Origin of the sequence: Sphingomonas sp. EC-HK361 (assembly GCF_902498785.1) — a bacterium.
Lineage (GTDB): Bacteria > Pseudomonadota > Alphaproteobacteria > Sphingomonadales > Sphingomonadaceae > Sphingomonas.
Genome location: NZ_LR701493.1, coordinates 1,114,372 through 1,126,597 on the forward strand (window position 1 = coordinate 1,114,372; position 12,226 = coordinate 1,126,597).

Here is a 12,226-nt window from a genome sequence, read left to right on the forward strand (position 1 = left end):
ATTAGCCCTCTTGCGGGCTGTTCCCCGCCCCCGCCGTCATCGACGGCGCGCCGTTCGTTCCCGTGCCGATGCTCGCCCCGTCATCGGGGATCCTGTGCTGCGTGTCCTGCCCCGGCTTGCGCGCGACGAGCCGGGTCGGATCGCGCAGGTCGAAACGCAGCCAACCCTTGCCGAGCAGCGGCCGCGCGCCATCGAGCTGCGCGAACTTGACGAGCGCCGCCTCCGCGCCGTCCTGCGGCAGCGCCAGCGTCTCGCCGGTGTCGAAGGTCAGATCCCAGCGCCGATCCCCGACCCATGCCGCCGCCTTCACGCGCGGCTTGAGCGCAGGCGCTGCGGCGAGCAGCTTCTGATACCCCGCCTCCTGCTTGTCGGCGCCGGGGCCGATGACGAGCGGCAGGTTCGGCATCGACGCCGCATCGACCGGCGCCAGCAGCACGCCTTCCTTGTCGATCAGCGTCAACTGCCCCTCATTCTGCCAGATCGCCGCCGGCTGGCGCTCGACGATATCGACCAGCAGCTTGTCGGGCAGCCGGCGCGACACATGCGCATCGGCGATCCAGCCATAGCGCAGCAGATTCTGCCGCACGCCTTCCAGATCGACGAGCGGCATCGCGCGGCTCTGTTGATCCAGCGCGACGGCATAGACCGTCATCCGGTCCATCCGCTTCAGCCCGGTGATCTCGATCTGCTCGACCCGGAAGCCGGCGCGGCCGACGCCTTCCGCAACCGCGGTCCCGGCCATGCCCGGTATCCCGACCCAAGCCGCCGCGGCCACGACCGCGACCCCACCCGCACCCAGCAACGTCCACGTCACCGCGCGTTTGAGACCCGTCTCGGTGATCGGCAGCTTCGCCAGGATGCGGTCGCCGAGCGACGCCTTCTTCACCTTGCGGCGCGGGCGCTGGTTGGCGGGGCGTCGGGGCGGCGCGCCGCGGCGGATCGTCCGGCTCATCCGCGCGCCCTCGTCATCGCGCCGTCGCGCAGCGCCTCGTCGACGATTTGCCGGACCAATTCTGGATAGCTCATCCCCGTATGTCGCGCCTGTTCGGGGACGAGGCTGAGCGGCGTCATCCCCGGCTGGGTGTTGACCTCCAGCAGGAACAGCCCGTCCACGCCGCGCTCGTCATCCCAGCGGAAATCGGCGCGGCTGCAACCTTTACACCCCAACAGCCGGTGCGCCTCGACCGCATAGGCCATGCACGCCTGGGTGATCGCATCGGGAATTTCTGCCGGAAAGATGTGGTCGGTCATCCCTTCGGTATATTTGGCGTCATAGTCGTAGAAGCCGCTCTTCGGTCGGAGTTCGGTGACGCCCAACGCGTGGTCCCCGAGCACCGCCGTCGTCAGCTCGCGCCCGCGGACATAGGGCTCGGCCAGCAACTCCTCGAACTCCTGCCACGGCCCCACCACGTCGCGCCCGATCGGCGACCCGTAATTGCCGTCCGCGGTGACGATCGCGATGCCGACCGAGGACCCTTCGTTCACAGGCTTCAGCACATAGGGCCGCGCCATCGGATCGCCCTCGAACAGGTCGGCCGACCTGACGACGCGCCCGCCGGGCATCGGGATGCCGTGGGGGACGAGCGCCTGCTTGGTCAGCACCTTGTCGATCGCGATGACCGACGCGACCATGCCCGAATGGGTGTAGGGCACGCCCATCAGGTCGAGCATCCCCTGCACCGAACCGTCCTCCCCGGGGGTGCCGTGGAGCGCGTTGAAGACGAGATCGGGCTTTGCCTCCGCCAGCCGCGACGCGACGTCATGCCCCATGTCGATCCGCGTGACCTGATGGCCGAGCGACGCCAGCGCATCGGCGACGCCGGCGCCCGACATCAGCGAGACTTCGCGTTCGGCGGACCAGCCGCCCATCAGCACGGCGATGTTGAGGGTATCCGTCATAGAGCCGCCCCTACCCCGGCGAAGGCCGGGGTCCAGCCCAAAGCAGAAAATGCGCACGAAAGTGCGCTGATCGACGCTTCGCGTCGAGTCTGGACCCCGGCCTTCGCCGGGGTAGGCGAGGGGAAAGACGTCACTTGGCCGCCCCCACGCGCTGGATTTCCCATTCGAGCGTCACCCCCGAATGCGCCTTCACCTTCGCCCGCACCTCTTCGCCCAGTGCCTCGATATCCGCGCTCGTCGCGCCCCCAAGGTTCAGCAGGAAATTGCAATGTTTTTCACTGACCTGCGCATCGCCGCGCCGCAGACCGCGGCACCCGGCGGCGTCGATCAGCGCCCAGGCCTTGTACCCGTCCGGGTTCTTGAAGGTCGATCCGCCGGTGCGCGAACGCAGCGGCTGCGACGCCTCGCGCTCGGCCGCGATCCGGTCCATTTCCGCCTTGATCACCGCCGGCTCGCCCGGCTGCCCGCGAAACGTCGCGCTGACGACGATCGCCCCCTCCGGCAGTTCGCTGTGGCGATAGGTGTAGTTCAGATCGCTCGCCGCCAGCACCCGCCGCTTGCCGGAGCGCAGCACGACCTCGCACTCGACCAGGATCTCGGCAGTCTCGCGGCCATAAGCGCCGCCGTTCATGCGCACGAACCCGCCGACCGTGCCGGGAATCGAGCGCAGGAACTCGACCCCCGCAATCCCCGCATCGCGCGCGGTCGAGGACACGAGAATGCCGCTCGCCCCGCCGCCGCAGCGCAGCGTCACCGCATCGATCGCCTCGACCCTCGCAAACGCCTTTCCCAGCCGAACGATAACGCCGGGCACGCCCCCATCGCGGACGATGAGGTTCGAGCCGAGTCCCAGCGCCATCACCGGCACCGTCGGGTCGAGATCACGCAGGAAGGCGGCGAGGTCTTCGGCGTCCTTGGGCTCGAACAGCCACTCAGCCGCACCGCCGGCCTTGAACCAGACGAGCGGCGCGAGGGGGGCTTGCGGGGTAAGCCGGCCTTCAGGACGCGAACCCGCGTTGTGCTCCCGCGAAGGCGGGAGCCCAGACTGGGTCCCCGCCTTCGCGGGGACACAATTGGTGGCCTCAAGGCTCACGGTGCCCGGCTCCGGATCGCGTCGGCAAGCCCCGCCGCCCACTTCGTAATGTCGCCCGCCCCCAGGCACACGACCTGATCGCCAGCGCGCAAGCCTCCCGCCAGCGCATCTGCAAGCGCTTCGGCACTGTCGATCGTCGCCGCCGATCGATGCCCACGCCGCTTCAATCCCTCGACCAGCGCGTCGGCATCGATACCCTCGACCGGCGTCTCCCCCGCGGCATAGACTGGCGTCACATAGACCACATCCGCGTCGTTGAACGCGGTCTGGAACTCCTCCATCAGATTGCCCAGTCGCGAATAGCGGTGCGGCTGGACGACCGCGATCACGCGACCTGCCGCGCTTTCCCGCGCCGCCGCCAGCACCGCGCGGACCTCCACCGGGTGGTGGCCGTAATCGTCGATGATCGTGGCCGAACCACCCCCAAGATCTTGAGCCACCGCGACCTCGCCGACCTTGGTGAAGCGCCGTTTCACCCCGCCGAACTGGCCGAAACCCTTCTGGATCGTGGCATCGTCGATGCCGAGCTCCAGCGCCACGCCGATCGCGGCGAGCGCATTCTGTACGTTGTGCCGCCCCGGCATCGGCAGCTCGATTCCCTCGATCGACCGCACCGTCCCGTCGCGGCTCCGCACGATCGTCTCGAACCGGTTGCCCCCCGCGACCGGGGTCACATTCACCCCGCGCACGTCGGCCTGCGCCGAAAAGCCATAGGTCACGACCCGCCGGTCGCGCACCCGCGGCAGGATCGACTGCACCTCGGCGTGATCGAGACACAGCAGCGCCGCGCCGTAGAAGGGCACGTTCTCGACAAACTCGACGAACGCATCCTTCACCCGCTCGAAGCTGCCGTAATGATCGAGATGTTCGGGATCGATATTGGTGACGACCGCGATCGTGCCGTCGAGCCGCAGGAAGCTGCCGTCGCTCTCGTCCGCCTCGACGACCATCCAGTCGCTGTCGCCCAGCCGCGCGTTCGAGCCATACTGGTTGATGATCCCGCCATTGATGACGGTCGGATCGACCCCGCCCGCATCGAGCAGCGCCGCGACCATCGACGTCGTCGTCGTCTTCCCGTGCGTGCCCGCCACCGCGACGGTCGATTTCAGCCGCATCAGCTCCGCAAGCATCTCGGCGCGGCGGACGACGGGAATACGCCGTTCGAGCGCCGCCTCGACCTCCGGATTGCCGCGCTTGATCGCGGTCGAGGTGACGACGACCGCGGCTTCGCTGAGGTTCGCCGCGTCGTGCCCGATCGCGACGGGAATGCCCTTCGCGCGCAGCCCCTCGACGACATAGCCTTCCGCCACGTCGGAGCCCTGCACGCTATAGCCGAGATTCTTCATCACCTCGGCGATGCCGGACATGCCGATCCCGCCGATGCCGATGAAGTGAATCGTCCCGATATCCGTCGCGACGCCTTTCACAGTCTTTTCCTCCCCTGGAAGGGGAGGTGGCAGGCCGGAAGCCTGACGGAGGGGTGTCGTCCTATCGATAAGGGAGACACCCCACCACCATTGCTGCGCAATGGTCCCCCTCCCCTTACAGGGGAGGAATTAGCGCCCCCCCTCACGCGAACGCCTCCTTTACCTGTGGCACGCCGACCGGCAGCCGCGCGAGGGGCGCGTCCAGGCTTTCGACCAGATCGGCAAGATCGCTCGCGGCATTCGGCCGACCGCACGCCTTCGCCCGTCCTGCGGCATTTTCCAGCGCCGCCGGGTCGAGCCCAAGCTTCTGCATTTGCTTCGCCAGCTCGCCGGGGGTGAATTGTCCTTGTGCGATCGTCCGCGCCCCGCCCGCCTGCGTCATCTCGCGCGCGTTCGCGGTCTGGTGATCGTCGGTCGCAGACGGCAGCGGCACGAGGATCGCGGGACGCCCCGCCGCGGTCAGTTCCGCAATTGTCGATGCACCTGCACGCGCGATGACGATATGCGCCCAGCCCAGCTGCTCGGGCAGATCGGGCAGATAGGTCGCAAGGTCGGCAGCGATATCCAGCTCGGCATATTTGGCGCGCGCGGCGTCGATATCCTCGATCCGCGCCTGATGCGTCACCTGCAAGCGCCGGCGAAACGCGACCGGCAGCATCGACAGACCTTCGGGCACCACCTGGCTCAACACGCTAGCGCCCTGGCTGCCGCCGGTGACGAGGACGCGAAAGATGCCCTCTTCCTCAAGCAGCGGATAGGGCTTGGCTCGCAACGCCAGCACCGCCGCGCGCACCGGGTTGCCGATCAGATGCGCCTTGTCGGCATGCGCGGGCTTCAGCCGCTGCGTCTCGGCATAGGAGGTCGCGATCGCGTCGACCTTGCCCGCGACGAGCCGGTTGACACGGCCGAGCACGGCGTTCTGCTCGTGGATCGCGGTCGGGATCTTCTCGGCAAACGCCGCCGACAGCGCGGGATAGGCGGGGTAGCCGCCGAAGCCGATGACCGCCGCCGGCTTGAACGTGCGATACAGCTCGCGCGCCATCGCGCGTCCGCGCCGCATCTCGCGTGCGGCACGCAGCCAGCCGAGCGGACCGCCGGCGAAGCGCTCGGCCGGCAGGACATGCGTCTGGATATCGTCGAACAGGCCCGGAAAGCGCACCCCGCGCGCATCCGACACCAAAGCGACACGGTGGCCGCGCCTGGTCAGCTCCGCGGCAAGCGCGGCGGCGGGCACCATGTGACCGCCGGTGCCCCCGGCGGCGAGAACGAAGTGACGGGCGCGCGTCATGCAGACGGGCTCCAGCGGGCGACATAGGGACTGCGCATGAGGAACGGATTGCGCCGGGTGAACGCCAGCAGCAACCCCATTCCGATCGACAGCGCGATCATCGACGATCCGCCATAGCTGATGAACGGCAGCGTCATCCCCTTGGACGGCGCAAGGCCGGTGTTGACCGCCATCGAGATCAGCGCCTGCGCGCCGAACTGGGTGGCGAGGCCCGCGGCGGCGAGGAGCTTGAACGGGTCCTCTTCATCGAGCAGCTTCACGAAGACCCGCACGACGATGGCGAGGAACACGCACGCGATGACCCCGCAGGCGATGAGTCCGAACTCCTCGCCGATCACCGAATAGATATAGTCGGTATGCGCTTCCGGCAGACCGAACTTCGCGACCCCGCCGCCCGGCCCCGTCCCCGTCCAGCCGCCCGCAGTCAGCGTCGCGTGCGCGGCGTTGGTCTGGAAATGGTCGGACGCGCCCTCACCCTCGATACCGGGAAAGAGAAACGCATCGATCCGGTTCCGCGCCGTCGAATAGAAGAGATACGCCGCGATCAGCCCGGCGGGCGCGAGGCTCAACAGCCCCACGATCGTGCGCACCGGCGTGCCCGCGATCGCAACGAGCACCATCCACACCGTCGCGAAGACGATCGTCTGCCCGAAATCGGGCTGGAGCATCATCAGGCACGCGACGAGCCCGGTCAGCCCAAAGGTGATCGTCGTGACCGGCAGATTCTCGTCCTGCGCGCGCAGCGACAAGAGCCACGCCGTCGTCACGATGAAGAAGGGTTTGAGGAACTCGGACGGCTGGAACTGCGCAAAGCCGAAGCCGATCCACCGCTTCGCGCCGTTCACCTGCACCCCGATCGCGGGAACCAGCATCAGCAGGAAAATGCACACGCACGCCCCCACCAGCGCCATGCGCTTGGCGACGTTGACGGGGAGCATGGAAACGCCGAAGAGCACGGGCAGCGAGAGTCCGACCCACACGACCTGACGCCAGAAATAATAGAGCGGGGTGAATTTCAGATGCTCCCCCGAATAGCGCACCGCGCTCGCCGGGCTTGCCGCTGCGACCGCGATCAGCCCGATCGCGATGAGGAACAGCGTCAGGACGAGGAGCACCCGGTCGATATCCCAGAACCAGGTGCCCAATGGCGACCGGTCGCCGCGCCCGCCACGGGCCTTGATCTTGGCGGTGATGCCCCGGCGTTCGGCCGCCATGTCGTTCATGCCAGTGCCCCCACGGCCGCGCGGAAGGCCGCACCCCGATGCTCGTAATCGCGAAACTGGTCGAAGGACGCCGCCGCTGGCGACAGCAGCACGACGTCGCCGGGCGCAGCGGCCCTTGCCGCTTGCGTCACCGCCGCCTCCAGCGTCCCCACTTCCTCGACAGCAACATCATGGCGCAGGATCGCGGCGAAACGCGGCCCCGCCTCGCCGATGGTGTAGGCGCACACGACATGCCCGAAGCCCGGGCGGCACGCGTCGAGATCGTCGCCCTTCGCCCGTCCGCCGACGATCCAGTGGACGCGCGGGAACGCCATCAGCGCCGGCGCAGTGCTCTCCGGGTTGGTCGCCTTGCTGTCATCCACGAACGCGACGCCGCCGATCTCGCCGACCTTTTCCATGCGGTGCGGCAGGCCGGTGAAGCTTTCCAGCCCCCGGTCGATATCGGCTTCACCCACGCCGAGCGCCTTGGCGACCGCAATCGCGGCGAGCGCGTTCTGCGCATTGTGCGGGCCTTGCAGCGCGGGCCAGCGCGACTGGTCCATGCACACGCCCGGCGCGATCTTCGTCAGATGCTCGCCCCGCGTCGACAGGCTCCGCGCGATCGCCGCCGACGCTGCCTCGCCGATGCCGATCACCGCGTCATGCCCGGCCGACTGCATCGCGAACAACCGCGCCTTCGACGCCGCGTAGCCCGCGAAACCGTCATAACGATCGAGGTGATCGGGGGTCAGGTTCAGCAGCACCGCGACCTCGCAGTCCAACGTCTGGGTCAGGTCGATCTGGTAGCTCGACAATTCCAGCACATAGACGCCGCCCTCTGGTAGCGGGTCCTGGGCGAGGATCGGGAGCCCGATATTGCCGCCCATCAGCGCGGGCACGCCGGAGGTCTTCAGGATGTGAGTGACGAGTGCCGTCGTCGTCGACTTGCCGTTAGTGCCGGTGATGCCGACGACCTTGTGTGCGGGGAGTTCGGCGCGGGCCTCTGCAAAGAGCTGAATATCGCCGATGATCGGTACGCCGGCCGCACGCGCGGCATGGGCTAGCGGGTGGGTGTTGAGCGGTACGCCGGGGGACACAACGAGTGCATCGATTTCGTCAAGGTTGTGCCACGTCCCAACATCTTCGATCGTCAGCCAACGGGCATCCGGATCGCGGATTTCGTCACGTCTGGCGTCATCCGTGTCCCAGGCGACCACCTCTACATCAGCCGCAAGCAAGGCGCGCACCGTCGCCGCGCCGGAACGCGCCAGCCCCAGCACCGCATAGCGCTCTCCCGCCCAAGCGCGTGCGACGATCACCGCAGCTTCAACGTCGAAAGCCCGGCCAGCGCCAGCACCAGCGCGATGATCCAGAAGCGGATCACGACGGTCGGCTCGCTCCAGCCGAGCTGTTCGAAATGGTGGTGGATCGGCGCCATGCGGAACACGCGTTTGCCGGTGCGTTTGTAGAAAAACACTTGGATGATGACGCTCATCGCCTCGACCACGAACAACCCGCCGATGATGCCCAGCACGATCTCATGGTGCGCGACGACCGCGATCGTGCCGAGCGCCCCGCCGAGCGCGAGGCTGCCGGTATCGCCCATGAACACCGCGGCCGGCGGCGCATTATACCACAGGAAACCGAGCCCCGCGCCGACCACCGCGCCGCAGAAAATCGCCAGCTCGCCCGCCCGCGGCACATGCGGGATGCCGAGATAATCGGCGAACTTCACATTGCCGGCGAGGTAGACGATCAGCATGAACGCGACGCTGGCGATAATGACCGGCATCGTCGCCAGCCCGTCGAGGCCATCGGTCAGGTTCACCGCATTGCCGAACGCCACGATCGTGAAGGCGGCGAATACCGGGAAGAACCAGCCGAGCTCCAGATACATCCGGTTGGTGAACGGCAGATAGAGGTGCGTGCCGTTCTCCTGGCAGATGATCCACGCCGCGATTCCCGCGATCAGGAATTCCAGAAGGAGGCGGGTGCGGCCCGAAACCCCAGCGGTCGAGGCTTTGCGGACCTTGTCATAATCGTCGAGGAAGCCGATCGCGCCGAAGCCGAGCGTCACGAACATGCACGCCCAGACGAACGGGTTCGACAGGTCCATCCAGATCAGGATCGACAGCGACATGCTCGTCAGGATCATGAGGCCGCCCATCGTCGGTGTGCCGACCTTGGCGAGGTGCGTCTGCGGGCCGTCCGCACGGATCGGCTGGCCCTTGCCCTGCCGGATGCGCAGCCAGCCGATGAACTTCGGCCCGATGATGAGGCCGATCAGGAGCGCCGTCGCCACCGCCGAGCCGGTACGGAACGACTGGTAGCGGATGAGATTGAGAAGGCCGGGAAAGCCGAGATGGGCGGCCAGCAGGTAAAGCATTATGAATTCCCCGCCAGTCCCGCGACAACACGCGCGAGCCCGACTCCGTTCGATCCCTTGACGAGCACCGCGTCGCCTGGCGCCAGCAGGGTCCTTGCCTGCTCCAGCGCCGCCGCGGCGTCGGCCACATGGACGAAATCGACGCGCCCCTCAAGCGCGGTGGCAAGCGCCGCCATCGGTTCGCCGACCAGCAGCGCCAGCTCGACGCGTGCTGCAAGGATCGGCTCGGCGAGATCAGCGTGGAAGGCGGCGCTCTGCGTGCCCAGCTCCTTCATTTCACCGAGAATGGCGACGTGGCGCCCCTGCTCCTCGCCAAGGACGGAAAGCGTCGCACGCATCGATGCCGGATTGGCGTTGTAGCTTTCGTCGATCAGCAGCGCCTCGCCGCCGCCAGCAAGCGTAATCGTGCGCCGCGCGCCGCGCCCCGCAAGCCCGCCGAGATCGGCGAGCGCAAGGCCGGCAAGCGCCAGATCGCCGCCCGCCGCCTCGACCGCGGCCAGCACCGCCAGCGCGTTCGACACCCAGTGATCGCCCGGATGCGCGATGGTGAAGCTCAGCTCCGCGGTGCGCAGCCTTGCGGTGACGAACGTGCCGCCGCGCGCGTGGCGCATCGTCTCGACCGCGCGGACATCGGCGCCCTTGCCGAGTCCGAACGTTACCGTGCGTGCCGCATGGGGTGCCGCCGCGGCGATCAGCCGGTCGCGGTGCGGGCTGTCGAACGGCACGATCGCGGTGCCGCCCGGCTCCAGGCCGCGGAAGATTTCGCCCTTGGCATCGGCGATCGCGCTTTCGTCGGGAAAGAATTCGGTATGCGCCGGCGCGATCGTGGTCACGACGGCGACATGCGGGCGGACCAGCGTCGTCAGATGCGCGAGTTCGCCGGCATGGTTCATTCCCATTTCGAACACGCCGAAGCGGGTATCCGCCGGCATCCGTGCGAGGCTCAGCGGCACGCCCGTATGGTTGTTGTAGCTCTTGACCGACCGGTGCACGCGGTCGTGCGCGCCGCGCTCCAGCGCCGCATACAGCGCTTCCTTCGTCCCGGTCTTGCCGACCGAGCCCGTTACCCCGATGATCGTCGCGTCAGTGCGCGTCCGAGCGGCTCGGCCCAGCGCCTCGAGGGCCGCAAACGTGTCTACGACCAGCACATGCGGGCCATCGACCTGGCGCGAGACGAGCGCGCCGGCGGCTCCCGCAGCGAACGCCTGTTCGACGAAGCGGTGGCCGTCGGTCGCCTCCCCCGTCATCGCGACGAACAGATCGCCCGCGTCGACCTCGCGCGAATCGAAGGTGACGCCGGACGCTTCGAACGCGCCCGACGCCACCCCGCCCACCGCCCGGGCGATTTCGTCAGAGGTCCAGAGCGCGCGCGTCACCTCAATGCCCCGCGGCTCCCTGTGCGGTCGCTGCGCCGCCGCCGAAATTGAGGCTCAGCTTCTTGCGTTCGCGCGGCCGCTGGGTTGCATCCGTCGCGGCGATCGGCCGGTTCGGGATCGTGATCTTACGCTTCACGCTGCCATCTCCCTTGCTACAGTCACGTCATCGAAGGGCAGCACCAGCTCGCCCACGATCTGTCCCTGCTCATGGCCCTTGCCGGCCACCAGCACGATATCTTCTGCACCCGCCATCGCGATCGCTGCCCCGATCGCCGCGCGCCGGTCTCCGATCTCGGTTGCACCGACAGCGCCTTCCATCACCGTGGCGCGGATCGCGGCGGCATCCTCGGTCCGCGGGTTGTCGTCCGTCACGATGACCACGTCCGCCTGCCCGGCCGCGACCTTGCCCATCGGCGCGCGTTTACCGGTGTCGCGGTCGCCGCCTGCGCCGAAGACCAGGATCAGCCGCCCCGCGACATGCGGCTTCAGCGCCGCGATCGCCGCCTCCAGCGCGTCGGGGGTGTGCGCGTAATCGACATAGACCGGCGCGCCCGTTTTCGTGATGACCGCGCGTTCCAGCCGCCCGCGGACCGGCTGCAACCGCGCCAGATTGGCGAGCGTCTGGGCCGTATCGCCGCCCGTGGCGATGACGAGTGCGGCTGAAACCAGCGCGTTCGCTGCCTGATACGCGCCGATCAGCGGCAGTGTGACCCTGTGGGTTTGGCCGTCCGCCTCAATAGTCAGCCCCTGCCCCAGCAGCGTCGGATCGCGCCCGACAAGACGCAGCGCCTCGCCATGCTCGCCCACCGTCATCAGCCGGTTGCCACGCGCGTGCGCGAGATCGATCACGCGGTCGGCCTGCGGATCGTCCGCCCACACCACCGACACGCCGTCATCGGCGAGCACCTCGGAGAACAGCCGCAGCTTCGCGGTGAAATACGCCGCCATGTCGCCGTGATAGTCGAGATGATCGCGGCTGAGGTTGGTGAACGCTGCCGCCTGCACCCGGATGCCCTCGGTGCGGTATTGGCTCAGCCCGTGGCTCGACGCCTCGAACGCCAGATGGGTCACGCCCTCACGCGCAAGACCGGCGGCGTTCGACAAAAAGGTCACGACATCGGGGGTGGTTAGCCCGGTCGACACCCGGTCGTCCGCCGTCGTCACGCCGAGCGTGCCAACGGAAGCGGCATGGAACCCCGCCATCCGCCACAGCTGGCGCGTCATCTCAACGGTGGACGTCTTGCCGTTAGTGCCCGTGACCGCGACCGACGTCGCCGGGAATGGTGCGAAGAACCTCGCCGCGAGCTTTGCGAAACACTCGCGCGGATTGCTGTCGGCGATGTGGACGGCGCCCGTCACGCGCGCACCGGGCCGCGCCACGACGGCGACCGCGCCGCTGGCGACCGCGGCGTCGATATAATCCTCGCCGTTGACGCGCAGCCCTTCGAAGGCGCCGAAGATCGTGCCCGGCGCGACCTTTCGGTGATCGATCGCAAACCCGGTCACCTGGACCGCCTCGCCGCCGCCGGTGAGCGCGCCCAGCCTCATGCTGCCT

General features: G+C 68.1%; 11 protein-coding genes. All 11 read right to left on the reverse strand.

Translation table 11 applies throughout. The features are described from left to right. Position 1 precedes the first annotated feature (1 nt). Positions 2-952 (reverse strand): cell division protein FtsQ/DivIB, encoded by a 951-nt coding sequence (locus BOS5A_RS06765; protein WP_151954371.1) that lies wholly within the window; start codon positions 950-952, stop codon positions 2-4. After that, positions 949-1,899: a D-alanine--D-alanine ligase gene (locus tag BOS5A_RS06770; RefSeq protein ID WP_151954372.1), complete on the reverse strand. Its 951-nt coding sequence runs from the start codon at positions 1,897-1,899 to the stop codon at positions 949-951. Before BOS5A_RS06770 ends, BOS5A_RS06765 begins: the two co-directional genes overlap by 4 nt. Before the next feature lie 130 nt (positions 1,900-2,029). Then, positions 2,030-2,992: a UDP-N-acetylmuramate dehydrogenase gene (gene murB / locus BOS5A_RS06775; RefSeq protein ID WP_151954373.1), complete on the reverse strand. Its 963-nt coding sequence runs from the start codon at positions 2,990-2,992 to the stop codon at positions 2,030-2,032. Continuing rightward, a complete protein-coding gene (gene murC / locus BOS5A_RS06780) occupies positions 2,989-4,419 on the reverse strand; it encodes a UDP-N-acetylmuramate--L-alanine ligase (protein WP_151954374.1) in 1,431 nt (476 codons plus the stop codon). The genes murB and murC overlap by 4 nt, the downstream gene beginning before the upstream one ends. A gap of 142 nt (positions 4,420-4,561) precedes the next feature. Then, positions 4,562-5,707: an undecaprenyldiphospho-muramoylpentapeptide beta-N-acetylglucosaminyltransferase gene (gene murG, locus BOS5A_RS06785; RefSeq protein WP_151954375.1), complete on the reverse strand. Its 1,146-nt coding sequence runs from the start codon at positions 5,705-5,707 to the stop codon at positions 4,562-4,564. Continuing rightward, a complete protein-coding gene (locus tag BOS5A_RS06790; protein ID WP_151954376.1) occupies positions 5,704-6,930 on the reverse strand; it encodes an FtsW/RodA/SpoVE family cell cycle protein in 1,227 nt (408 codons plus the stop codon). The genes murG and BOS5A_RS06790 overlap by 4 nt, the downstream gene beginning before the upstream one ends. Next, positions 6,927-8,228 (reverse strand): UDP-N-acetylmuramoyl-L-alanine--D-glutamate ligase, encoded by a 1,302-nt coding sequence (gene murD / locus BOS5A_RS06795; RefSeq protein WP_151954377.1) that lies wholly within the window; start codon positions 8,226-8,228, stop codon positions 6,927-6,929. Before murD ends, BOS5A_RS06790 begins: the two co-directional genes overlap by 4 nt. Then, positions 8,225-9,295 carry a phospho-N-acetylmuramoyl-pentapeptide-transferase gene (gene mraY / locus BOS5A_RS06800; RefSeq protein ID WP_151954378.1) on the reverse strand — a complete coding sequence of 357 codons (1,071 nt, stop codon included), beginning with the start codon at positions 9,293-9,295 and terminating at the stop codon, positions 8,225-8,227. Before mraY ends, murD begins: the two co-directional genes overlap by 4 nt. Beyond that, complete coding sequence (locus BOS5A_RS06805; RefSeq protein ID WP_151954379.1) at positions 9,295-10,671, reverse strand: UDP-N-acetylmuramoyl-tripeptide--D-alanyl-D-alanine ligase; 1,377 nt, start codon at positions 10,669-10,671, stop codon at positions 9,295-9,297. The genes mraY and BOS5A_RS06805 overlap by 1 nt, the downstream gene beginning before the upstream one ends. Before the next feature lies 1 nt (position 10,672). Next, complete coding sequence (locus BOS5A_RS16225; protein WP_267903816.1) at positions 10,673-10,807, reverse strand: hypothetical protein; 135 nt, start codon at positions 10,805-10,807, stop codon at positions 10,673-10,675. Next, positions 10,804-12,219: a UDP-N-acetylmuramoyl-L-alanyl-D-glutamate--2,6-diaminopimelate ligase gene (locus BOS5A_RS06810; RefSeq protein WP_151954380.1), complete on the reverse strand. Its 1,416-nt coding sequence runs from the start codon at positions 12,217-12,219 to the stop codon at positions 10,804-10,806. Before BOS5A_RS06810 ends, BOS5A_RS16225 begins: the two co-directional genes overlap by 4 nt. Positions 12,220-12,226 lie beyond the last annotated feature (7 nt).